We start from the raw sequence: 22,761 nt of genomic DNA on the forward strand, positions 1-22,761 counted from the left end.
GGTAAGGATCTCGTAGAGGAGCTGGGTGACCGGCCCGGGATGCTCACGCCGTTCGTCCGCACTCTGGTCGTGGTACGTGATCCTCCATCCGTCGGGGTCGCCGGAATCGGTGATCCAGCAGAAGGTTCCACCTTGGCCGTCGGATCCCCACGGAAGTAGGCCCCCAGGTTCGGGATACAGGGCGTAGTCGACTTTGTCGAGGTACTCGAAATCCTCGAGGGCGTGCTTGTAGTTCGCCCAGGCTCTCTCGTTAGCGACCGGGCTGTCGATCTCTATCCGTCTGAACACCTCGCCTGGAAACCGGGTCAGCAGCATCTTGTAGTCCGACGGCAGCGCTGTGCCCAGATCCTGCTCGACGAGTGCCCAGGACCTTTCGGGAATGAACGGCCGCTGCCAGCCCAGTAACGTGGCGATCTCGTCGACACGCGAGGAGATTTCGTCGCGGACCATCGTTCCCCTGGTTCGTGAGCGGTCGCTAACTGTCCAGAAACGCACAAGCCTATAAGGTCAACGGGTTGAATGAGTGCTCATGCCGGGACATGTCCCAGCCAAGGATGTTTCGCTCACCTTTACTCTTCGCGAGCTCGAGCATCACTGCCGTCATCGTCCGCTTCGTTCGCGTCCATGAGTCCGGACTGTGCCGACTCAGGTACACCACGTGCCATTTGTCGGGGTCGGGAGTCCAGGGGAGCCAGAAGAACGCGCCACCTGTGTCGTCGGAGGCGAACGGTACGACTCCGCCGGGTTTCGGAAACGGTGGATACGTTTCGTATTCGTACTCCCAGGCTGTCTTCACATTGGCCAGAGCCTGATCGAAGTCAGCTTGAAAGGACCCTAAATGGTCGTTACTCTGCATCGGATTGATGAGCCTGATTACTTGACGGAACATTCCCGACGGGAACCTGTTCATGAATTCTCTGTAATCAGCCGGGAGAGGCGTTTTCAGGCGGCGCTCGACGACGTCCCAGCCCACTTCGGGAGCCACGGAGCCGACCCAACCAAGTGCGGCGGCGATTCTGTCCACTTCACGGCGATGGTCGGCGATAGGCAAGGCGAACTCCTTCACAATATCGTCAAGCGGGACGCCGGAATCTGCCGTCAAGCTGTCAAGGGGCGGGTGCGGCGGAGCCGGACGCTCTTGGAGGAAAGGTAGCGGCGGCGGTCGGTGATGAGGATGGAGACGAGGGTGCCGACGAGTAGCCATGCGGCGAGCTGGGCCTGCCGGTGGCCAGCCCGGTGCCGTCGGTGAACAGGGAGGCTGCGCGGTAGTCGCCATTGGTGACCATGGTCCAGAGCAGCAGCGAGGTGATGTGGCAGCCCGCGGCCGGTTCGTGCCGCCGGCCGTGATCGGCAGGCCGACCGTCAAGGGTTCTCCTCTGGTGAGGGCACCACGCACACGCGGCGGCCTCACCAGAGGATTTCTTAAGCCGGGCCAGATCGGTCACTGCACTGTGAGCTGCCAGTCGAGGACGATGGCAATCTCATGGATTGCCGGGACGACGGTGAAGTCCAATAGGCTCGCTGCCGCCCCGATGTACAGGAACACACCGTCGCTGCCGGGAAACCAGATCATCTCGGTCGAGTCCCCCGCGTCGAATTTGATGGCCACGTCCCCGAGCCACCACGAATCGCCATCGACCGCCCTTAAGAACGACGTCAGCCCGTCAGCTTCGCCGTCCGCATCGAGCTTCCCCAGAGACCTGGCCACCCGCGACCGGCCTTCGCCGGTCGCGGTGGCCACGAACCTCAGCAGCCTTCGCTTCTGCTCGATGCCAGCGGCTTCCGGCCACTGCAACGTCAGCGACTCGAAAGTCGGAGGCACACCGACCCGGGCGACGAAATCTGGTGCCATGTCGGCGAACTCGCCGAGTTCGTCGCGGAAAACGATCACCTCGACCGGGTCACTCATATTTTCCTCCAGACCCGGAACACCCGCCTGGCCGTCCGCTTCTTACCCGTGTGGATGTGCCATCGTCCCACATGCGGCTTGGTGCGCTTGGAATACCGCCTGTTCACGGCGTGAGGAGCGTGCAGAGCGATCCGGTGCCTCTTGTACCCGATGCCTTGTCCACCGATCTTGACCTTGCGGAGGATCTTGTTCGCTCGACTTGCCGCGCTCGCAGGACGAGGGCGAACACATTGCCGAAGCCGAAGAGGAATGCCAGGCCGACTACGGTCCCAACCGTCGTGTTCACGGCCGACGCAACCGGATCGCGGCGATCCCTCACCGTCATCGTCCACACCCGTCAAAGCAGGCGGCTAAAGCTGCTGGACCAGGCGACAGAACCCGGCATCTGCGAGCCCGAAAGAGCCCGAGAGGTCTGAAACAGCCTGGCGCCAGGCGACATACCCCGACAACTGCCGCTGTGCAGCGACCAGACGAAAAGGTCTTGTTCGGCATCACTCGACACCATCCGACACGACCAGGTGCCGACTCTTAACCAGCGGGTTGCCGACATGGGCGCTGCCATCGGGTCGCATCCTGCGGAAGTTCGTGTGTCATGTGGGCTCAGGTCGCAGGTAGTCCGGTTCAGAGGGCTGTCTGAGCTTGCGCAAGCGCTGCCGGACCTCGGCGGCCTGTGGCGTGGCCGAAGTCGTCGCCGAGGGTGGCGGCTTCTTGCCAGCAGCTGATGACGAGGAAGCAGAAATACTGCTACGCCACCAATTGGCTCTGCAGAGCGCTCCCCCTATGAGCACACCGGAACAAACGGAGACATAACGGAGCCCAATCGCGATTAACGCCGAGGCGAAATTGCCGCCGAAAGGCCAACATCCCCGCAGGTCGGCAGCGATATCGATGTGGTGGGCCGGGTCGGGCTCGAACCGACGGCCAAGGGATTATGAGTCCCCTGCTCTAACCAACTGAGCTACCGGCCCCAACGGTGCCCTGACACCTCCGCGGGAGCCGTCCCAGCCCGATCAGCGGGTTTGCGAACGCACAGAAGTCCCAGTTCGCTCCAAGTTATCACAGCGCTCACCTGCCACGATCGCCTAGGCCGATCAGCTGCTTTCCGGCGCCGGGCCAGGCCGTCTCGTCTAGGTTTCAGGGACCAACGCCGGGCGGCGCGCCGCCCGGGCCCGGCGGGCAGGGAGGCGCTCGTGGCGAATCCGGTCGCCATCGGGCTCGGTGTCATGGCCGTCCTTGGCGCCGTCGTGTCACTGAGGGCGAGCATCCGGGTACTGCGGCGAGCCGGTGTCCGTGTCGACGCGATCCTCGCCGACGAGCTGGGCGACCGGCCGCCGCGATAGCCAATAACTGGTCCTTTGTGGACGGTCAGCCGCCCAGGCCCGAGCCGCCACCCGGCGTGGTGGTGGTCTCAGGAAGCGTCGTGGTCGGTGTTGGTGTCGCGCTGGTCGGCCGTGTTGGAGTCGTGGTCGGTGTCGTCAATGGCGGCTTCGGCGAGGTCGGCGTAGGCGTCGGAGTCCCCACCGGCGCGCCGCCATAAGCCGCGAAGCTGAACCAGATCGCCCCGCCCGCCTTCGGCGTGGTCTGGTCGAACATCGCCCGCACCTGGAACGTGGTCGCCGTGTACGAACCCTGCACCGTGTTCAGCATGTACGCGTTGAACTGTCCCGGCGTGTTCGCCGAGACCACCACCACCGCCGGGACCGCGCCCAGCGCGTGCTGCACGGTGCACGTCCCGGCGCCGTCGGTCACGCACGACGTCTCCGCGGCCTGCACGCTCGGCGACGGCGACGGGCCCACAGCGCCGGAAGTCCCGGCGAACACGGTGCCCCCGGCCGCGGCGACGGCCAGCCCCGCCGCGGCGAGCGCGGCCTTCTCCCTGATCCTCATTCGTTCTCCCTCGCTCGGAACCCGAAAGCAAGGGTCGGCGCCCGTGCCGCGATCGTTACGCCACGCCGAGCCGCCGCAGCGCCGGCCGCCACCGGTTTCCACCGCTGGCCAGCCCCAGCGCCACCAGGCCCGCGCAGTATTTGCTCACCGACTGCTCCCGGATCCGCAGTTTCGCCAGCGCCTCGGTGACGCTGTTGCGCTCGGAAGCCGACTTCACCTCCATCAGCACCAGATCGCCTCCGGCGGCAAGGCTCCGCGAGCCCGAACGCCACACCAGCGACGTGTCGCAGGTGATCCGCGCGTCGGCGGTGACGAGGGTGGTCCGCCGATAGTCGGTGACCAGCACGGGAGTCAGCGGCCGTGGTGCCGGGCGGCCGTAGGCGGCGGTGAGCGCGTCGTCGAGGAACGTCAGGGCGGGCGCGGTCAGGCCGTCCGCCGCCTCGGCCGGGTGCGGGCGGCGCACCTTGACCGTCTCGTCGCGCTTCCCGCTGACCTTGAGCTCGCAGTAGGTGTCGGCCGAGTCGGTGTAGGTCCGGGTGCGGATCTTGAACCGGCGCCGCCGGTCCTGCCGGTGCGCCCGGTAGATCGCGAGATCCGGCGTGTCGAAATACGTCGACGAGTAGCCGAACACGCGTTGCCCGTCGATCTCCAGGCAGCGCGGCGACAGCACCTCGGCGACGGACAGGAAGTCGTTGAGCGGCAGGACGTACTTGCGGTCCGTTCGGCTCATCAGCCCGCTCGTGGCGACGACTTCGGCCAGCGACAGCGATGGAAGTCCTTTCGCCACCGCCGCGACGGTGGCCGTCCCGCGCCCGCTCACCGGTGCCCTGCCGGGGCGCCGTGGACGACCGCGGCGGCGTCCGGGCGGAACCGGACGTCCACGACGGTCACCTCGCGGACATAGTCCACTTCGGACACACTGTGCCGCACGACCGTGCCACCGAGCCGCGCGCGCAGTTCCATCAGCATCGTCTGTTCGTCGGGATACACGGTGTCGAGCACGACCGTGCGCCGCTGCGGGCCGCGGGTGCGCGACGGGTGGTCCGCGACGTACATGACGCCGAGCAGCAGGACGTTGAAGACCGCGACGATCCGCCAGTCCGCGGACGGCAGGCCGTTCACCAGCCCCAGCACCAGCGCGACGAAATAGTACGCGACCTCCTGCTGGCTGATCGAATCGGACCGCAGCCGGATGATCGACAGCACGCCGAAGAGACCCAGCCCCAGCGCGCTCGCGGTCGACACGGAAAGCAGCACCGCGACCGAAACACAGACGCCGACGTTCAGCGCGAGGTAGGCGCAGGCGAGGTCACCGCGGTGGTGGCGACGAGCGTAGATACCGTAGGCGAGGATCACGGCGGCGACGAGGTCGACGGCGAGATGAAGCAGTGTCGTGGTCATGAAAACCACTGTGACGGCACAAGAAGAGACCGCCGTGAGAGCCGGATGAGAACCGTCTCATCAGGACTCACCGAGCCGGTACCCCATGCCCCGCACGGTTTCGATCCGCTCGGCGCCGATCTTCCCGCGCAGGTACCGGATGTAGACGTCCACCACGTTCGACCCGGGGTCGAAGTCGAAGCCCCAGACGCCGCCGAGCAGCTGCTCCCGTGACAGCACCTGGCCACGGTTGCGCAGCAACGTCTCCAGCAGCGCGAACTCGCGAGCGGTGAGGTCCTTCTCCTCCCCCGCCACCGAAACCTTCCTCGTTCGCAGGTCGAGCGAGAGTTCCCCGGCACGCAGCACCGCCGGCTCGGCTTCGGGATTTCCCCTCAGCCGCAACCGGATCCGGGCCAGCAGTTCCTCGAAAGCGAACGGTTTGGCCAGATAGTCGTCGGCGCCGCCGGACAGCCCGGCGACCCGGTCGACGACGCTGTCCCGCGCGGTCAGGATGATCACCGGCACCGTCCGGCCCGCCGCCCGCAGGGCCCGCAGCAGATCCGAGCCGTCGAGATCCGGCAGGCCGAGGTCGAGGACGACCAGGTCGTGCGCGCCGGTCAGCGCCTCGGTCAGCCCTTCGGAGCCGGTCTTGACCCAGCGGGTCGCGAAACCCTGTGCCCGCAGGCCCTTCTCCACGAACGCGCCGATCCGGGCGGAATCCTCCACCACCAGCACACTGGTCACCGGTCCGCACCTTCCGCGACGGGGATCTCGATGGTGAACCGCGCGCCTTCGCCGGGCGCGGTGTCGAGCAGGACACGACCGCCGTGCGCTTCGGCGATCGCGGCGACGATCGCCAGGCCGAGCCCGGCGCCGTCGTCGCCGCTCGAGTTGCTGCCGCGTTTGAACCGTTCGAAGATCCGGCTTCTCGAATCCGGCGGGACTCCCTCGCCGGTGTCGCGGACCCAGAGCCGGGCCGTCGTCGCGGTCACCTCGGAGCCGAGGGCGATCTCCTGGCCGGGCGCGGTGTGCCGGACGGCGTTGGAGACCAGTTGCAGCAACGCCTGCGCGAGCCGCTGGCCGTCCGCGCGGACCTTCACCTCGGCGACCGCGTCGAGCCGCCAGACGCGGTCGGCCAGCGGCCGCGATTTGGCGAGGGTTTCGACGGTGAGATCGGCGAGGTCGGTCTCACCGGGGGTGAGGAAATCCGGGTTGCCGGACTTCGCGAGGACCAGCAGGTCGTCCACGATCCGTTGCATACGCCCGAGTTCGTCGAGGACCAGATGCCGGGTGGCGGCGTTCTCGCCGGGGTCGTCGCCCATCAGCTCGATATGGCCGCGGACGATGGTGATCGGCGTGCGCAGTTCGTGCCCGGCGTCGTCGATGAACTCGCGTTGCCCGGCGAAGGCGCTTTCGAGCCGGTCCAGCATCGTGTTGAAGGTGCGCCCGAGCGCGGCTACGTCGTCCGAGCCGCGGACCTCGATCCGGCGCGAAAGATCGGTCTCGCCGATCTGCTCGGCAGCCAGGCGGACCTCCCGCACCGGGGCGAGGATGCGGCCGGCGACCAGCCAGCCGATCAGCCCGGCCAGCACGAGCGCGGCCCCGGACATCGCGGCCATCACGCCGACGACGTCGTTGATCTCGCCTGCGGCGTGGTCGACGAACTCGACGATCACCAGCGCGCCGCGGCCCGGCGAGCCCTCGATGGTCACCGGGACGACGCCGTACCGCGCGGATCCGACCGCGGTGGTGACCGTGCCGTACGCCGGGCTCGTCGCCCGCGACAGCTCGGCGACGAACTTCGGGTCGGTGTCGAGCCGGACCGGCGGCTCGATCGCGCTCCGCCTCGACGCGGCACCGTCGCTGATCGAGAAGAACGTCTCGTACTTCTCGGGCAGGTTCCGTTCCAGGTGACGGCCGAGGACCGCCTCGACGGTGGCGGGCTGCCCGGCCGGGCGGGCGTCGGGCGACGCGAGGAAGGCCCTGAGCTTGCCGGTCTCGTGGGCGATCTCGTTGTCGAGGCGCTGGTCCAGCTGGTTGTGCAGGACGGTGCGGGTGGCCAGCAGCGATCCGGCGAGCGCGAGCAGCACGACCAGCAGGACCCACGCGAGGATCCGGGCGCGGGCGCTCACCTGGCCCGCTCAGTCGTCGAGGTCGAAGTGGTCATCGGCGTCATCAGGGTCATCATCGACGTCGTCGTCGTGCCCGGCCAGCCGGGGCGGGACGACGGCGGGCGGCGCCCCCGCTTCACCCGGGCCGGTGACGGCCTTCCCTGCCGGGGCGACCACCGCCGGGCCGAGGTCGGGTGGCGAGGCCGCGGTGGCCGCGACGACGGCGAACGTGCCGGCGGCCGCCACCACGACGGCGGCGACCCCGGCCAGGACGATGATTCGGACTCGCATACCACCCAGGCTGCCCGGCGCGGGTGAGTCACCGATGAGGGCTCGATGAGAACTTTCTCATCGAGCCCGCGCCTCACCGGTGCGCGTGCGGATACTCCGGCGCGCGGTGCTGGAAGGCCAGGATGTCGGGGTTCCGGATCGTGCCTTCGCTGATCTCGATCGCCCGATCGAGGGTTTCGTCGGCGGCCCAGGCGGACGGCCCTCCGAGGACCTGCTTCAGATGCGGCAGCAGGGCGCCGCTGATCTCCCAGGTCGCCGAATCCCACAGATAGGACGGGCTGTGGTCGACGGCGTAGTAGGTGATTCCGTCGACCGGGAAGGTCGGCTCGGTGAAGGTCGTCGGCTTCGCCCAGCTGAACCCCATCTCCTCGTCGCACGAAACGTCCACGATCAGGCTTCCCGGCTTGAACGCGGCGAGGTCTTCCTCGACGAGGAACGTCAACGGGGCGTTGGTGTCCTGCAGTACGCAGTTGACGACGATGTCGTGCCCGGCGAGGAATTCGGCCACCGGGACGCGGCCGTGCTCGGTGATCGCGTGACTGCGGCGGAGATCGCCCGTGCTGTGCACTTCGTGGTCGAGATGCACGATGTTCGCCGAATGGATCGGCGAACCGACCGCGGTGACGCCGCGATGGGTGAGGACGTGCACGTCGTGGATCCCGTGCGCGTTCAACGCCGTCACCGAACCGCGCGCGGTCGCGCCGAAGCCGATCACGACCGCGCGGAGACGACGGCCGTAGTCGCCCGTCGAGCCGATCAGCTGAAGCGCGTGCAGCACCGAGCAATAGCCCGCCAGTTCGTTGTTCTTGTGGAAGACGTGCAGACCGAAGGAACCGTCGCCGCGCCAATGGTTCATCGCTTCGAAAGCGATGAGGGTCAGCTTCCGGTCGATGGCCAGCTGGGTGAGCTTGTCGTCCTGGACGCAGTGCGGCCAGCCCCACAGGACCTGCCCCGGCCGGAGTTCGGCCAGGTCTTCCGCGAGCGGTTTGGCGAGGAGAACGACGTCGCAGTCCGCGATCAGCCGCTCACGGGAACGCATCCCGCCGACGAGAGGTGCGAGTTCCTCGTCCGGGACGCCGAAGCGTTCGCCGTAGCCGGTTTCGAGAAAGATGTTCTTCCGCAGTCCGGCTTCGATCCGCTCGACATGTCTTGGGTGGATCGGAAGCCGCCACTCGTTTTCTTTGCGCGAGCGGGAAATGACGCCGAGAGTGAGCTGGTCCACTTGGGGCCCCTTAAATAGACCTTCAGTCTAAACTCAGGGTCCAGGCGTAGACTCGGGGTGTCCGAGAGCATCTCGTGCGCAGGCGTTCGAGCCAGCGTCGTCCTCGGCCCCATCCGGCCGCTCGGCCCGGGACGGAGCACCGCCATGACGACGGTCTCGCGGTCTCGCACAGGAACACCGTTGCCCCTCCGAAACATGTCGCCCGCCTGCGCCTGAAGCCCAAAGCGGCCGCCACCGGTCACGTCGACGGCGCGTGGTGGCCCGCCTCCCGTGATCTCGCCGCGGAACTACCGTTCCTGCTGGTGGTGCTGGCCGTCCAGCTGGAACACGTCGAGCGCGTGACCTACAACCTCACGGCCTGGCCGTCCGCTCCCCGCCGGCTCGTCGTCGAGAGCGGGAAGGTCCGGCTCGAAGGGTTCCACTCGCAGCACGCCGACACCGTGACGGTGATCGGCACCGCGGGCAGGCGGCGGCTGACGCTGCTGGTCGTGCCGCCGGAGACCGAGCCGGGCCTCGCGCACCACCTGTTGATGACCGCGGCGCACCGGGACAACGTCGACGACATCGAGGCGCTGCTCACCGGCGAATGACGGCAAAGCGTCATTTGAACGCCGCCGCGTTCCGCGCCGCCCAGTCGGCGAAGGTGCGCCCCGGCCGCCCGAGCACCTTCTCGACGTCGGGGCTCACCCGCGCTTCGTCTTCGGTCGGCTTGCCGAGGATCGAAAGCGTGGCCTCCACGACCACCGGCGGCATGAACTCCGACATCGCGGCGCGCGCCTCGTCTTCGCTCAGTTCGGTGAACCGCAGCGGCTCGCCGAGCGCGTCGCCGAGATCCGCCGCCTGCCGCCGGGGCGAGATGGGCTCGGGTCCGGTGAGCACGTAGGTCCGGCCGTGGTGGCCGGGTTCGGTCAGCACGGCCGCCGCGACGTCGGCGATGTCCGCCGGGTCGATGACGGGCAGCGCGACGTCGCCGAACGGCGCGGCGACGACCCGATCGGCCCGGATCGCCTGCACCCACTGGAAGGCGTTCGACGCGAAGCCGCCCGGCCGCAGCACTGTCCACTTCGGACTCGCCGCCTTGACCGCCTCCTCGAACGCGGGCGCGTGCCGCCCGGTCCCGACCCCCTGGGACGACAGGAGCACGATCCCGGCGTCACCGGCGGCCGCGACGACCTCCGCGACATCGCCGCCCGCGGCCATGAATTCTCCCGACGTCAGAAGGAAAACCCGGTCCGCTCCGGCGAAGACCTCCTTCAGTCCTTCGGTCCGGGCGAGATCGGCCTGCACGGTCCGCACGCCGTCCGGCACGTCCGACGGCGAGATCCGGCGCGACACCGCCGTCACTTCTTCTCCCGCGGCGACAAGGTTTTCCACCAGCAGCCGTCCGACGTTCCCGGTCGCTCCGGTCACCACGATCATGATCACTCCTCGGTTCGCGTTTCGTTGACGCAACCGAAGCTACCTTCCTGGAGATAGTAGGTACCTAGAGGAAAGTAATGGGTTCGTGAGCGCGATCACAACTTCGCGGGCGGGAGCGTCCGCTTAGGGTCGGGCCCATGCCCGAAACCGCACTCGGCCCGCTACGCGTCCTCGACTTCTCGCGGGTGCTCGCCGGCCCGTTCGCCACGATGCTGCTGGCCGACCTCGGCGCCACGGTGATCAAGGTCGAGCGGCCGGGCACCGGCGACGACACCCGCAGCTGGGGTCCGCCCTACGACGCCGCCGGTCAGGCGACGTACTTCCAGTCGGTGAACCGGAACAAGACGAGTGTGGCGCTGGACCTCGGCGATCCGGACCACCTCGCCCAGGCCCGCGCGCTCGCCCTGGAGGCCGACGTCGTGGTCGAGAACTTCCGGCCCGGCGTGATGGAGCGGCTCGGGCTCGGCCCGGAGGTCCTGCTGGCGGCGAATCCCGGTCTCGTCCTTTGCTCCATCACGGGTTTCGGCTCCGGCGGCGGCGCCGCGCTGCCCGGTTACGACCTGCTCATCCAGGCCGTCGGCGGGCTGATGAGCATCACCGGCGACCCGGCGGGCGAGCCGCAGAAGGTGGGCGTCGCGCTCGTCGACGTCCTGGCCGGGCTGTTCGCGAGCGTCGGCATCCTCGCCGCCCTGCGCCATCGCGACCGGACCGGGGAGGGACAGCGGGTCGAGATCGACCTGCTGTCGAGCCTGCTCGCGGCGCTGGTCAACCAGGGCAGCGCCTACACCTCCGGCGGGACCGTCCCGGCGCGGATGGGGAACCGGCATCCCAGTATCGCGCCCTACGAACTCGTGCCCTGCGCCGATCACGAACTCGCGCTCGCGGTCGGCAACGACCGGCAGTTCGCGGCGTTGTGCGAGGTCATCGGGCTGCCGGAGCTCGCGGACGACACCAGGTTCGCGACCAATCCGGCGCGCGTCGCGCACCGGGCCGAACTCCGCGCGCTGCTCGAAGACCACTTCGGCAAGCGTCCGGCGGCCGAATGGGCGGCGGAGCTGAGCGCGGCCGGGGTGCCCGCCGGGGAGGTCAACGACGTCGCGGGCGCGTTCGCGCTGGCCGAGCGGCTGGGGCTGAGCCCGACGGTCGATCTCCCGCGGCCCGACGGCACCTCGGTGCGGCTGACCCGCAACCCGATCGGGTTGTCGGCGACGCCGCCGCGCTACGAGACCGCGCCGCCGGACGTCCCCGGCCAACTCACCCTTCCTTTGCCCGGCTGGAGCTGACGGGGAACCGTCAGCGGGCTGTCAGTGCTTCGTCAACCCCGGCCGCGAAGCTCCGGGCATGACGAACAGGACAGTCCTCATCTCCGGCGCCAGCATCGCCGGGCCCGCCCTCGCCTTCTGGCTCTCCCGTCAGGGTTACGCGGTCACCGTCGTCGAGCGGTCGCCGGAACTCCGCGCCGGCGGCCAGGCGGTCGACTTCAAGGGCGCCACCCACCGCTTCGTGCTGGAGCGGATGGGCGTCCTCGACGAGATCCGCCGTCACCAGACCGGCGGGCTCGACCAGACCATCGTCGACGCCGAGGGACGGCCGCTCGCCGTCCTTCCCGGCGAGTTCACCGGCGGCGACGTCGAGATCCGGCGCGGTGACCTGGCCCGGATCCTCTATGAACGGACCGAACGGGACTGCGAGTACGTCTTCGGCGATTCCATCGCTTCGCTGACCGAGTCGGCCGACGGCGTCGACGTCACCTTCGAACGCGGTGCCCCGAGGCGCTTCGACCTCGTGTTCGGCGCGGACGGCATCCACTCCACCGTGCGACGGCTGGCGTTCGGCCCGGAAGCCGGCTACGTGAAGCACCTCGGCCACTACTACGCGCTGGTCGAGACCGGCGAGACCGACGGCGGCCCCGCGGTGATGTACAACGAGCCCGGCCGTATGGCGGCCACCGGCGGGCCCAAGGCGAACGCGTTCTTCGTGTTCGCCTCCCCCGAGCTCCGCTACGACCGGTACGACCTCGAGCAGCAGAAGGAGATCTTGACCACCGCGTTCGACGGCGGCGGCTGGCGGCTGCCCGAACTGATGGAGATGGTGAAGCGTTCGGACGACGTCTACCTGGACGCGATCGCCCGGGTCACGATGGACGGCTACTCCACCGGACGTGTCGCTCTCCTCGGCGACGCGGCGTACGGCAACACCCTGGCCGGCTTCGGCAGCGGGCTCGCCGTCGTGGCGGCGTACGTCATCGCGGGCGAGCTGGCCGCGGCCAACGGCGACCACGGACTCGCCTTCCGCCGGTACGACGAGAAGTTCCTCCGCTACGCCAAGGTGACCCGCAACGCCAACGCCGGCCCGTTCCTCGCGCCGCCGACGAACCTGCGGATCAAGCTGCGCGACCAGATGTTCCGGCGGCGGCTCCTGCTGCGCTCGATGCTGTGGATGACCGACAGGCTGGCCACCGACATCACCCTCGACGAGTACCCCGCCCTCGCCCGGCTGGACTGATCACACGGTCTCGGCGTGCGCCATCCGCGGTGCCGTGGTCGGCTGGACGAAGTTTCCCGCGTGACGTTTCCGGGGAAGCCGTGTCTTAGCTGGTGAGGTGAAGGGAGCTTCGGCATGACGGCGCTGCACAGGTGCGCTCGATGACGACTTCGGCGAGAACCGAACCGCTCGCCGCCGGCGAGACCGTGCTGGACGACGCGACGTTGGTCGCGCGCGCCCGCGACGGCGAGATCCGTGCGTACGAGCAGCTCGTCCTGCGGTTCCAGGGGCCGATGTACCGGCTGGCGCTGCGGATGCTCGGGAACAAAGGGGACGCCGAGGACGTCGTCCAGGAGGTGTTCCTCGTCGCCTGGCGGCGGCTCGGCCAGTTGCAGGAGGACGCGGCGTTCGTCGGCTGGCTCTACCGGATGACGACCAACCGGTGCCTGAACGTGATCCGCGCTAGGAAGCCGGTGGCCGACGTCGAGCTGGACCAGCAGGAGTCCGCCGGTTCGGCGGGGCGGCCGGAGCGCGCGGCGGAGACGAGCGCGCAGATGACGGCGCTGACCGGGGCGCTGGACGAGCTGACCGCCGAGCAACGGGCCTGCTGGCTGTTGCGCGAGGTCCACGGGCGCTCCTACGAGGAGATCGCGAAGGCGATCGGGGCGACCACCACCGCGGTGCGCGGACGCATCGCGCGAGCACGAGCACAGTTGGCGGAGGTGATGGCGCCATGGCGATGAACCACGCGACCCGGGACTACCTGCTGCCGTGCGGCCGTGATGTGGAACAGATCTGGGACCGGCTCGACGAGGTCGACGCCGGCCGGGCGGACCAGCACGAACTCGACTGCCCGCACTGCCGGGCGACCCGCGAAAGCCTCCGGGTGCTGCGCGGGCTGACCAGGGAACTGGCCGAAGACGACGCCGAGCCGTCGCCGGATCTCACCAGCCGGATCATGTCCGCGATCCGCGCCGAGGTGCGGCGCCGGGACCTGGTGCCGCTGTCCAGCCCGGAACCGGGCGACGTGCAGGTGAGCGATCAGGCGGTCGCGGCGGTGCTGCGGTTCGCCGCGGACTCCGTCGACGGTGTCCGCGCGCGGCGCTGCCGGGTCCACCGGTCGGGCGAAGACACCGACGCGCTGGCCGTGGACGTGGAGCTGAGCCTGGCGATCGCGCATGATTTCCACGGCGACTCGCTGGAACTGGTCCGTGAACGGGTCACGGCGGCGGCCGGCGCCAGGGTGGGTCTCCGGCTGGCCCGGCTGGATCTGACGGTGGAGGACATCTATGACGCGTGAGCAGGCCCCGGCCAGGCCACTGACCGAAACGGTGATCTCCCCGCCGGTGATCGCGGCCGTCGCCGCGCACGCCGCGGCCCGGGTCCCCGGCGTGGTCCGCCTGGAACCCGGGCTGCGCGGCCTGGCCGGTTCGCTGACCCGGATCGCCCGGCAGCGGATCAAAGGCCTCGAACCGGCGCCGACGGAAGGGGTCCGCGCGTTCGTCGAGCACGATCCGCCGGACGTCCGGGTGGAGATCGACCTCTCCCTCTCCGGGCTGGACCAGGCCGCGGCGACGGCACAGGCGGTGCAGCGTGCCGTCGGCAAGGCGGTCACCGAGGCGACCGGGCTCACCCCGTCGGCCGTCTCGGTGTCCATTTTGGACATCGAAATCCGTGGAGGACTGTTGTGACCGCACGATCCGAACTGACCGCGTCCCTGCTGAGCACGCTGCGCGAGGTGCCGGGGCTGCGCGCGGCCACACCGTCGACCACCGCCGCCGCCTCGGCGGTGCCGTGGGACCTCGACGTGATGGCCGTCGACATCTCCGAGAACGTCGTCGAGATCCGCGTGGTCGCGCTTGAGGTGCCGATCCCGCCGCTCACGGAGGTCGCCGGGGCCGCCTTGCGCGCGGTGCTCACCGGAACCCCGTGGGAGAACGCGAGCCTGCGGATCGTCGTGACCGACGTCGACGCCGCCGCGCTCGTTCCCTGACACGAAGATCGCGGTGGCCACGCCCGGGAGCGTGGCCACCGCGATCATGGTGTGGGGACCTAGTTCTTGTTGGTGCCCGGCGTCAGCACCTTGTCGATGACGAAGACGGTGGCGTTCTTGGTGGGGATGTTGCCGCACAGGACCTTGGCGCCGTTGACGGTCATGTTCTCGCCGGAACCCTCGATCTTGACCGGTCCGCCCGCGGTGTTCAGGCTCTCCACGGACTTGGCGGACTCCAGGCCCTTGGCGTCGTAACGCTTGCCGACGACGTGGTACTGCAGGATCGGGGCCAGCTGGTCGGGCTTGCCGGCGAGTTCGTTGAACTTGGCGTCACCCAGGGCCTGGAAGGCCGGGTCCGCCGGGGCGAACACGGTGATGGCCTGCTGGCTGTTGAGGGTGTCGACCAGGTTGGTGGCCTTCACCGCGGCGACCAGCTTGGTCAGCAGCGGGTTGGTCGACGCGGCGCTGGCCACCGGCTGCGGGCCCATCGAGTCGAGCGAACCGGGAGCACTGCCCTGCGGCAGCTGCGAACAGGCCGGACCGAACACGTCGGCGTTGGTGGTGACCCCGTCACCGGAAGCGGCGCTGGACATCGGGGCCGACATCGACGAGGACGGGGCGGGCGCGGGGGCGCTGCTGGAGCTGCCGGACGAAGCGCTGTCATTGCTGCTGCAGGCGGCCAGTGCCAGCGCGGTGACCGCGGTGAAACCGATTCCTGCGACGCGAAGCTTGCTCACGGAAAATCACTCCATTTGTTTTTCGGACTCTTGCCGGGTATTCGGATCTACTGCGAAATCGGATTGCCACTCTTTCGAGTGACGCCGATCACCGTGCGGTGAAACTGATGACATGCCAGCCCGTCGCACCGTCCGGAACGGTTCCGGCGCGGGCGTCGGTCTGGATGTAGCCGGATTTGTCGACAGCCCGGACGGTGACCTGGTGGCTGCCGGGCGGGACGTCGAATTCGGTCCACCACATCCGCCAGGTGTCGACGTTGACCTCTCGGGAAAGCATTGCGGGCTGCCAGTTCCCGCTCCCGCCGAGGCGGACTTCGACCCGCTCGACGCCGGTGTGCTGTGCCCACGCCACGCCCGAGATCCGGACCTTGCCCGCGGGTACCGTTTCGAACCCTTTCGGACTGTCGATCCTGGACTGCGTTTTGATCGGGGCCTGTTCACCCCAGCCGCGGTCGAGCCAGTACGCGCGGCGCGCTTTCCAGGTGGTGATCTCCAGGTCCTTGACCCATTTCGTCGCCGAAACGTAGCCGTAGAGACCGGGGATCACCATTCGCGCGGGAAAGCCGTGTTCGACCGGGAGCGGTTCGCCGTTCATCCCGATCGCCAGCATCGCACCGCGTTCCGGGTCGAGCGCGGCGACGACCGGGCTGCCCGCCGTCCAGCCGTCGGTGCTGGTCGAGAAGATCTGCTCGGCACCGGGCAGGACTTCGGCCTCCCGCAGCAGATCTCCGAGGTCGACGCCGATGAAGTTCGCCGTGGACACATAGGTGCCGCCCACCTCGTTGGACACGCAGGTCATGGTGATGGTGCGCTCGATCAGCGGACGGTTGCGGATGTCGTCGTAGGTGTACCGCTTTTCGTTGCGCACCATGCCGTGCAGACGCAGGCTCCAGTCCTCGGCCCGAACCTGCGGTACCGACAGCGCCGTGTCGACGCGGTAGAAGTCGCGGTTCGAGGTGAGGAACGTCGGCGTGCCCAGTTTGGCGAAATCCGCGTCGGCCGGGACCGGTGGCGCCGGTTTGGCGGGAACGAGCCGTCCGATAGCGATCCGGGAAGACTCCGCGTCCCGAGTGCCGGCGAGAAGTTGTCCTCCGGCCCCCGCCGCACCCGCGGCGACGACGGCACCGGCTCCGGCCAGCAGCACCGACCTGCGTGACGGCGCGGCGCCCGAGGCTTCGACCTGGGGCTTGACCGAGGCCAGGCGATGCAACCAGAGGAACACGCCGACCCCGGTGATCAGGCTGGCCAGCGGGGCGAGCAGCGCGACGGTCGTAAGGTCGGGGCGCTGCGACACGGCGAGCCCGCCCAGCAGCCCGAAGGCGGCGATCAGCACGACCCCCGGAACGGGTGACCGGCGCGAGGCGATACCCGCCACGGCCGCGGCCAGCACCATCACGACGGCCATCCCGCCGAGCAGCACGAGCTTGTCGTAGACGCCGAACGTCCGGACCGCGAAATCCTTCAGCTCCACCGGCGTCAGATCGATCGCCCCGTTGCCGACCGCGAGGTACGGCGAGGCGTTGGCGCTGATGAACCCGGCCACCAGATGACCGGCCGCCAGCGCCGCGGCGAGGGCCACGACACCGATCAGCGCCGCCCCGAAGAGCGGGAGGCGTGGTTCCCGGTCGGTCCGCGAAGTCTTCATGCCAGGTATTCGACGCCGCCCGGCCTGCGGACTGGTTTTCCTTTTACCGCAAGGAAAAGGACGGTTTCACACAGGGCCTCGCCCAGTATTCGTGGCGGATCCCTTCGCGGACAGGTCACGAAAGGGACACGGCCCCGAACGCGTAACTCGCGTGATCAGGGACGTCACTCGCGTGCTTGAAGCCGTAACTCGCGAGTTACGCCTCTGATCACGCGAGTTACGCCGGCAATCACGCGAGTTACGCCACCCACCCGAGTTGCCCTGCTCACCCCGGCTTGCATGGTCATACACACCTATGCATATACTTCCATCATGTCCAAGGTACTCACCTCTCTGCCTGTCGGCGAACGCGTCGGGATCGCCTTCTCCGGCGGCCTCGACACCTCCGTAGCGGTCGCGTGGATGCGCGAGAAGGGTGCGGTGCCGTGCACCTACACCGCTGACATCGGCCAATACGACGAACCCGACATCGCGTCGGTCCCGGGCCGGGCGAAGGCCTACGGCGCCGAGATCGCGCGCGCCGTCGACTGCAAGGCCGCGCTGGTCGAGGAAGGTCTCGCCGCGCTGGCCTGCGGCGCCTTCCACATCCGCAACGGCGGCCGCACCTACTTCAACACGACCCCGCTCGGCCGCGCGGTCACCGGCACCCTGCTGGTGCGCGCGATGCTCGAGGACGACGTCCAGATCTGGGGCGACGGGTCCACCTTCAAGGGCAACGACATCGAGCGGTTCTACCGCTACGGCCTGCTCGCGAACCCGTCCCTGCGGATCTACAAGCCGTGGCTGGACGCCGCGTTCGTCAGCGAACTCGGCGGTCGCAAGGAGATGTCCGAGTGGCTGCAGGCCCACGACCTGCCGTACCGGGACAGCACCGAGAAGGCCTACTCCACCGACGCGAACATCTGGGGCGCGACGCACGAGGCCAAGTCGCTGGAGCACCTCGACACCGGTATCGAGATCGTGAACCCGATCATGGGCGTCCGGTTCTGGGACCCCGAGGTCGAGATCGCGCCGGAGGACGTCACGATCGGCTTCGAGCAGGGCCGCCCGGTGACGATCAACGGCAAGGAGTTCGCCACCGCGGTCGACCTGGTCCTGGAGGCCAACGCCATCGGCGGACGGCACGGGCTCGGCATGTCCGACCAGATCGAGAACCGGATCATCGAGGCCAAGAGCCGCGGTATCTACGAGGCGCCGGGGATGGCGCTGCTGCACGCGGCGTACGAGCGGCTCGTCAACGCGATCCACAACGAGGACACCCTCGCCAGCTACCACAACGAAGGCCGCCGCCTCGGCAGGCTCATGTACGAAGGCCGCTGGCTGGACCCGCAGGCGATGATGCTGCGCGAATCGCTGCAGCGGTGGGTCGGCGCGGCCGTCACCGGCGAGGTCACCCTGCGGCTGCGGCGCGGCGAGGACTACTCGATCCTCGACACCACCGGTCCGTTCTTCAGCTACCACCCGGACAAGCTGTCCATGGAGCGCACCGAGGACTCGGCGTTCGGCCCGGTGGACCGGATCGGCCAGCTCACCATGCGGAACCTCGACATCGCGGACTCGCGCGCCAAGCTGGAGCAGTACGCCGGGCTCGGCATGGTCGGCGGCGGGCACCCGACGCTGATCGGCGCCGCGCAGGCCGCGTCGACCGGTCTGATCGGGGCCATGGACGCGGGCGGCGCGCAGGCGATCGCCTCGCGCGGCAAGGCTTCGGCCGAGGACGAACTGCTGGACCACGCCGCGATCGAATCCGGCACGGACTGACCCGGACGAACGGGACGCGAAAGCGCCGGGCGCGCGGCATCGAAGCCGTTCGCCCGGCGCTGTTCTGTATCCGGTCAGCCGCCGAGCTTCGACCGCCGTTCCGTCAGCTCGTCGACCAGACGGGTGATCTCGACCTGCCCGATCGCTTCGGCCAGCACGGCGACCGACGCGATGCTCTCGATCCGGTACTGGACCGGAACGCCGCCGGAGGCACGCGACCGCGCTTCGGCATCCGCCTTCTTCTCCGCTTCGACGGACGAGAAGACACTCCCGGCCCCGCCGTTGACACAGGTGATCGAAGCCGAGCCGTTCAACGGCAGGCTGGCGGTTTCCCGGCAACTGCCCGCCGGGCGGCCACCGATGGTCACGTTCGCGGTCATCGTGGCGTTGACCTGGCCGCTGACCTTCCCGCCGCTGCTGGCCGAGGCGGAGTTGGACACGTTCGCCGTCACCGTGCAGCCCGACGAGCTGCACGCGACCGTGGCCGCGCCGTTCATGTCGAACCGCACACTGGTGTCGACGGCACCGGACAGCTTCTTGGTGTTCGTCGTCAGGTCTTCGTAGACGGCGTCGGTCTCCTGCGGGGACAAGGCGTCCACATCGGACTCACCGAGGCCGGCGCCGGACGGCATCGGCGGCTGTGACTCCGAGCCGGGCATGGACGGTATCCCGCCGGGCATTTTCAGGGAGTAGCGGAGAAGGCGGTGCGGCGCCTCCTTCGAGACGTACAGGTCACCCGCCGGCGTGCTCGCCTTGAGCGCCGGAACGTCCCGGACGGTCTCGTTCTGATCCGCGGGGATCTCGTCCGCCCTGTCCAGCGCCGCGCGCAGCCGGGCGGCGAGTTTCTCCGGGGATTCGAACTGCTGCACAGCCGGGCCGAACAGCGCGTCCTCGCCGGTGATCCACCGGTCCTTGAGCTCGTCGGTCCCGCCCGTGTCCGCCATCGACCCGGGCAGCATGCCGTCCGGCGCCTTGAAGTAGACCTTGCCGCCGACGACCAGGATGTCGATCTTCTTGCCCCGGAAGGACATCGTGCCGGACGTCTCGCCGTGCGCGGTGGTCTTGACGTCGGTCTTGATCATCCCGCCGACCCCGGAGGTGCTGTTCCGGACGGCGGGCGCCGAGGCAAGCCCGGCGAGCGCCTGCTCGAAGGGTTCGCGGTCCCCTTTCGACGGCCACAGGAGCCAGGTCGTCAGACCCGCGAGGAGCACCAGCACCAGTCCGGCGATCCCGCCGAACAGCAGCCACCGGGGTTTCCGGGCGGGCGGCCCCGGTACCGGTTGCGGGACCCAGCCCTGCGGCGGCGGCCACTGCGCGCCTCCGGGTGGGAATGTTTGCTCCACGTCGCCCTCCATCACTGTTTTCACCGGACGACCTCACGCTAGGGAGCGATGATGAAAACTTGATGAAACGCGATCGGGTGCCCCGGCCGCGCCGGGCGGACGCGGCCGGGGCGGGCATCTATCCCTTGCGCGCGAACGAGATCCGGTGCAGTCCGCCAGGGGTCTCGTCGGCGAGGTACAGCTCGCCGTTCTGGTCGGTGCCGAAGGTGGTGGCGTCGAGCGGGAACTCGCCGATCCGGGCGCTTTCGTAGGTGCCGTCGGTCTTCTTGCGGACGGCCCAGGCCGTTCCCTGGCAGAAGTCGGTGGCGAGGTAGGTCCCGCCGGCCAGTGCCGCGTACTTCCTGCCGCGGTAGACGTGCCCGCCGATCACCGCGCAGCCCTCCGCGCCGGAGATGTAGTGGAAGACCGGATCGGTGTAGGTCACGCCGTCCTCACAGCGTGTCTCGTCGAAGACGACCGGCCCCTCTTTGCAGGACCAGCCGAAGTTCGCGCCGCCCTTGCCCCTGGCGAGGTGGTCGACCTCCTCGAACCGGCCCTGGCCGACGTCGCCGATCCACAGCGAACCGTCGGCCGGGTCGAAGGAGAACCGCCACGGATTGCGCAGCCCGTACGACCAGATCTCCGGACGCGCGCCCGCCACGCCGGCGAACGGATTGCCGGCCGGGACGCAGTATTTCAGCGGATGACACGCGCGGTTGACGTCGATGCGCAGGATCTTGCCCAGCACCGTGTCCAGCCGCTGCCCGGTGGCCAGCGGATCGCCCCCGCCACCGCCGTCGCCGATCCCCCAGTACAGGTACCCGTCCGGGCCGAACGCGAGCTGGCCGCCGTTGTGGTTGGGGAATTCGGAATGCGGCTGGGTGATCAGCTCGGTGAGCTCGCCGGTGTCCAGCCGGACCCGGGACAGCGTCACCGCGCTGTCGGACTTGCGGGTGTACGCGACGTAGACCCGCCTGTCCTTGGCGATCGCCAGCCCGAGCAATCCGCGCTCGACGTCCGCGCCGTTCACCTTGGCGCTGATGTCGAGGACCGGCTTCGCGGCGAGGCCGGTCCGGGGATGGTAGGCCCGGACGACGCCCCGCTTCTCCACGATGAGGATCCGGCCGCTGCCGTCGTTCATCGCCGTGATCGCGGTCGGGTTGACCAGCCCGGACGCGACCTTGGTCGCCGTGGCGGTCAGCTCGCCGAGCGGAACTCCTCGCGCTTCCACGGGTTCCGCGCTGCTCGCGGCCGGGAGCAGCGCCCCGGCCAAGGCGAGCCCGGCCACCAGGGACAACCCCCGGCGGAGGTGCCGTCGCGTCATGAGGACTCCAATCGCCAGTGAATGGTCTGGTCCAATTCAACAGCGATCGGAGGAGCGGCGGTACCTCCATCTGCGAGCTTTTCGTCGGTTTCTTTCCCCCGAAGCGACTATGCCGAAGCACTCGAATTTTGCCGAAGCAAGCCCGGAATGGACATCATGCGCCCGCGAGTTGCCCGCGACACGCCGACACAGCACCCCACGTCCGGGTGGAATTACTCGGTCGGCGGTGTGGGATCAGGCGTTCGTGCCCTTGGCTGGAAGGTCGGAATGAAGCTTGGACCACAAGGGTTCTCGCGTCGGATGACGATCGAGCTGTGCGGGGCGGCGATGATCTGATGACCGGGGAAGACGACAGCGCCGGGGAACATTCCGACGCCGATTCGCTGGACGCCGAACTCGTCCGGCGCTACAACGGCGGTGAGACGATCGAAAGCCTGGCGGAACGCCACGCGCTGAGCTATCGAAGAGTTCGAACCATCCTACTGGCCGCCGGCACCACGCTCCGGCCGCCGAAGATCCCGCTCCCGCCAACACCGCCAGGGCTCGTCAACGCATACCTGGCGGGGCGGAGCATCCGGCAACTCGCGGCCATCCACGGCATGAGCTACAACCAAACCCGCCGAATCCTGCTCGCGGAAGGCGTCGTCCTTCGTCCGCGAGGACGCCAGTAGTCACAGGCGCCGGACGCCTACCGGAGCCCTGGTTCTCCTGGCGGCGTCGCCGCACCCGGAGAACCAGGGGCCCTGCTCACTGCACACGACCCCAGGGGTCACGCAGAGTACACGATCCAAATGTAACGCTCGATCACCGGTCGACGGTTCCTCTCATCTGAAAAACGGGTATAGGGTCAGCCGTATGAGGTCGAATCTCTAAGCTCGCTAGGCACTCTTTCACATTCTGAGCGGGTTTCGGCCGACGTCTCCCACAGGGCGACTGGAGGAAGAGTACCGATGCCGAGAATAGACGTGAAAGCGCCCCATCACACTTCCACGCAGCTGCCGGTAACGACACGTCACACGAACGCCTGAACTGCGGTTTCTCTCTGCGACGACGCAAGTCGGCAAGCGCCAAATGTCGCCGAAGCGATCGGCGAGCAAGCACCATCCCATCCGGCGATAACCCGCGGTTCTAAACTACTCCAGAGTAGCCGGGGGCTCGGCCGGATTCGCGAAACTTCTTCAGCTCGAACGAGTGCGCAGGCCGCCCTCAATCAACTCTGAGTGGTATGACCGACGAGCCATTCACTCGTTCCAGTGGCTACTCGCCAGTACGACGG

Annotated in this window: 24 protein-coding genes, 1 tRNA gene and 1 pseudogene; 10 read left to right on the plus strand and 16 right to left on the minus strand. The window is 68.5% G+C overall.

Annotated elements, in window-relative coordinates:
• Positions 1–105 precede the first annotated feature (105 nt).
• From NQK81_RS45365 to NQK81_RS11610, 4 genes and pseudogenes are all read right to left on the minus strand, one after another.
• Positions 106–450, minus strand: a pseudogene (locus tag NQK81_RS45365) (SMI1/KNR4 family protein); the annotation flags it as partial.
• A gap of 49 nt (positions 451–499) precedes the next feature.
• Positions 500–1,102, minus strand: coding sequence for an SMI1/KNR4 family protein (locus tag NQK81_RS11600; protein ID WP_257488176.1), 603 nt, complete (start codon positions 1,100–1,102; stop codon positions 500–502).
• Between the two features lie 339 nt (positions 1,103–1,441).
• Entirely contained in the window at positions 1,442–1,909 is a 468-nt protein-coding gene (locus NQK81_RS11605; RefSeq protein WP_257488177.1) for a hypothetical protein, read from the minus strand.
• An 891-nt stretch (positions 1,910–2,800) separates the two neighbouring features.
• Positions 2,801–2,877, minus strand: a tRNA-Ile gene (locus tag NQK81_RS11610).
• 222 nt (positions 2,878–3,099) lie between these two features.
• On the opposite strand from NQK81_RS11610, the gene NQK81_RS11615 reads away from it, so the two are divergent.
• Entirely contained in the window at positions 3,100–3,249 is a 150-nt protein-coding gene (locus tag NQK81_RS11615; RefSeq protein ID WP_257488178.1) for a hypothetical protein, read from the plus strand.
• 25 nt (positions 3,250–3,274) lie between these two features.
• On the opposite strand, the gene NQK81_RS11620 is transcribed toward NQK81_RS11615, so the two are convergent.
• The 7 genes from NQK81_RS11620 to NQK81_RS11650 form a co-directional block, all read right to left on the minus strand.
• A complete protein-coding gene (locus NQK81_RS11620) occupies positions 3,275–3,796 on the minus strand; it encodes a hypothetical protein (protein ID WP_257488179.1) in 522 nt (173 codons plus the stop codon).
• A gap of 55 nt (positions 3,797–3,851) precedes the next feature.
• Positions 3,852–4,583, minus strand: a complete 732-nt coding sequence (locus NQK81_RS11625; protein WP_257488180.1) for a polyphosphate polymerase domain-containing protein — start codon at positions 4,581–4,583, stop codon at positions 3,852–3,854.
• Positions 4,584–4,612: 29 nt separating this feature from the next.
• Complete coding sequence (locus NQK81_RS11630) at positions 4,613–5,197, minus strand: DUF4956 domain-containing protein (protein ID WP_257488181.1); 585 nt, start codon at positions 5,195–5,197, stop codon at positions 4,613–4,615.
• Positions 5,198–5,257: 60 nt separating this feature from the next.
• Positions 5,258–5,920: a response regulator transcription factor gene (locus tag NQK81_RS11635; RefSeq protein ID WP_257488182.1), complete on the minus strand. Its 663-nt coding sequence runs from the start codon at positions 5,918–5,920 to the stop codon at positions 5,258–5,260.
• Positions 5,917–7,308, minus strand: a complete 1,392-nt coding sequence (locus tag NQK81_RS11640; protein ID WP_257488183.1) for a sensor histidine kinase — start codon at positions 7,306–7,308, stop codon at positions 5,917–5,919. The genes NQK81_RS11635 and NQK81_RS11640 overlap by 4 nt, the downstream gene beginning before the upstream one ends.
• A gap of 9 nt (positions 7,309–7,317) precedes the next feature.
• The gene (locus NQK81_RS11645) at positions 7,318–7,578 is read right to left on the minus strand and encodes a hypothetical protein (protein WP_257488184.1); all 261 of its coding nucleotides are present in this window, start codon (positions 7,576–7,578) and stop codon (positions 7,318–7,320) included.
• A 73-nt stretch (positions 7,579–7,651) separates the two neighbouring features.
• Positions 7,652–8,800 carry a N(5)-(carboxyethyl)ornithine synthase gene (locus NQK81_RS11650; RefSeq protein WP_257488185.1) on the minus strand — a complete coding sequence of 383 codons (1,149 nt, stop codon included), beginning with the start codon at positions 8,798–8,800 and terminating at the stop codon, positions 7,652–7,654.
• A 74-nt stretch (positions 8,801–8,874) separates the two neighbouring features.
• On the opposite strand from NQK81_RS11650, the gene NQK81_RS11655 reads away from it, so the two are divergent.
• Positions 8,875–9,390 (plus strand): DUF5994 family protein, encoded by a 516-nt coding sequence (locus NQK81_RS11655; RefSeq protein ID WP_257488186.1) that lies wholly within the window; start codon positions 8,875–8,877, stop codon positions 9,388–9,390.
• A 10-nt stretch (positions 9,391–9,400) separates the two neighbouring features.
• Here the strand turns inward: NQK81_RS11655 and NQK81_RS11660 are convergent, their stop codons facing one another.
• Entirely contained in the window at positions 9,401–10,219 is an 819-nt protein-coding gene (locus tag NQK81_RS11660) for an NAD(P)H-binding protein (RefSeq protein WP_257488187.1), read from the minus strand.
• A gap of 137 nt (positions 10,220–10,356) precedes the next feature.
• On the opposite strand from NQK81_RS11660, the gene NQK81_RS11665 reads away from it, so the two are divergent.
• The 6 genes from NQK81_RS11665 (at position 10,357) to NQK81_RS11690 (ending at position 14,696) form a co-directional block, all read left to right on the plus strand.
• On the plus strand, positions 10,357–11,502 hold the full coding sequence (locus tag NQK81_RS11665; protein WP_257488188.1) for a CaiB/BaiF CoA transferase family protein: 1,146 nt from the start codon (positions 10,357–10,359) through the stop codon (positions 11,500–11,502).
• Positions 11,503–11,560: 58 nt separating this feature from the next.
• The gene (locus NQK81_RS11670) at positions 11,561–12,724 is read left to right on the plus strand and encodes an FAD-dependent monooxygenase (RefSeq protein WP_257488189.1); all 1,164 of its coding nucleotides are present in this window, start codon (positions 11,561–11,563) and stop codon (positions 12,722–12,724) included.
• Between the two features lie 140 nt (positions 12,725–12,864).
• Positions 12,865–13,446 (plus strand): RNA polymerase sigma factor, encoded by a 582-nt coding sequence (locus tag NQK81_RS11675; RefSeq protein ID WP_257488190.1) that lies wholly within the window; start codon positions 12,865–12,867, stop codon positions 13,444–13,446.
• A complete protein-coding gene (locus NQK81_RS11680) occupies positions 13,437–14,003 on the plus strand; it encodes an Asp23/Gls24 family envelope stress response protein (RefSeq protein WP_257488191.1) in 567 nt (188 codons plus the stop codon). The genes NQK81_RS11675 and NQK81_RS11680 overlap by 10 nt, the downstream gene beginning before the upstream one ends.
• Complete coding sequence (locus tag NQK81_RS11685; protein ID WP_126729388.1) at positions 13,993–14,394, plus strand: Asp23/Gls24 family envelope stress response protein; 402 nt, start codon at positions 13,993–13,995, stop codon at positions 14,392–14,394. The genes NQK81_RS11680 and NQK81_RS11685 overlap by 11 nt, the downstream gene beginning before the upstream one ends.
• Positions 14,391–14,696 carry a hypothetical protein gene (locus tag NQK81_RS11690; RefSeq protein WP_126729389.1) on the plus strand — a complete coding sequence of 102 codons (306 nt, stop codon included), beginning with the start codon at positions 14,391–14,393 and terminating at the stop codon, positions 14,694–14,696. Before NQK81_RS11685 ends, NQK81_RS11690 begins: the two co-directional genes overlap by 4 nt.
• A gap of 59 nt (positions 14,697–14,755) precedes the next feature.
• Here NQK81_RS11690 and NQK81_RS11695 read toward each other — a convergent pair whose 3' ends face one another.
• A complete protein-coding gene (locus tag NQK81_RS11695; RefSeq protein WP_072028175.1) occupies positions 14,756–15,433 on the minus strand; it encodes a fasciclin domain-containing protein in 678 nt (225 codons plus the stop codon).
• Between the two features lie 88 nt (positions 15,434–15,521).
• A complete protein-coding gene (locus NQK81_RS11700) occupies positions 15,522–17,078 on the minus strand; it encodes a molybdopterin-dependent oxidoreductase (RefSeq protein WP_257488192.1) in 1,557 nt (518 codons plus the stop codon).
• A 312-nt stretch (positions 17,079–17,390) separates the two neighbouring features.
• On the opposite strand from NQK81_RS11700, the gene argG reads away from it, so the two are divergent.
• A complete protein-coding gene (argG, locus tag NQK81_RS11705) occupies positions 17,391–18,839 on the plus strand; it encodes an argininosuccinate synthase (protein ID WP_126729391.1) in 1,449 nt (482 codons plus the stop codon).
• A 74-nt stretch (positions 18,840–18,913) separates the two neighbouring features.
• On the opposite strand, the gene NQK81_RS11710 is transcribed toward argG, so the two are convergent.
• Positions 18,914–20,182: an SON protein gene (locus NQK81_RS11710; RefSeq protein ID WP_257488193.1), complete on the minus strand. Its 1,269-nt coding sequence runs from the start codon at positions 20,180–20,182 to the stop codon at positions 18,914–18,916.
• Positions 20,183–20,300: 118 nt separating this feature from the next.
• A complete protein-coding gene (locus NQK81_RS11715) occupies positions 20,301–21,485 on the minus strand; it encodes a PQQ-dependent sugar dehydrogenase (protein ID WP_257488194.1) in 1,185 nt (394 codons plus the stop codon).
• Positions 21,486–21,820: 335 nt separating this feature from the next.
• On the opposite strand from NQK81_RS11715, the gene NQK81_RS11720 reads away from it, so the two are divergent.
• Positions 21,821–22,156, plus strand: a complete 336-nt coding sequence (locus NQK81_RS11720; RefSeq protein ID WP_257488195.1) for a helix-turn-helix domain-containing protein — start codon at positions 21,821–21,823, stop codon at positions 22,154–22,156.
• The last annotated feature ends 605 nt before the right edge of the window (positions 22,157–22,761 follow it).

It is taken from the genome of Amycolatopsis roodepoortensis (genome assembly GCF_024628825.1).
GTDB lineage: Bacteria > Actinomycetota > Actinomycetes > Mycobacteriales > Pseudonocardiaceae > Amycolatopsis > Amycolatopsis roodepoortensis.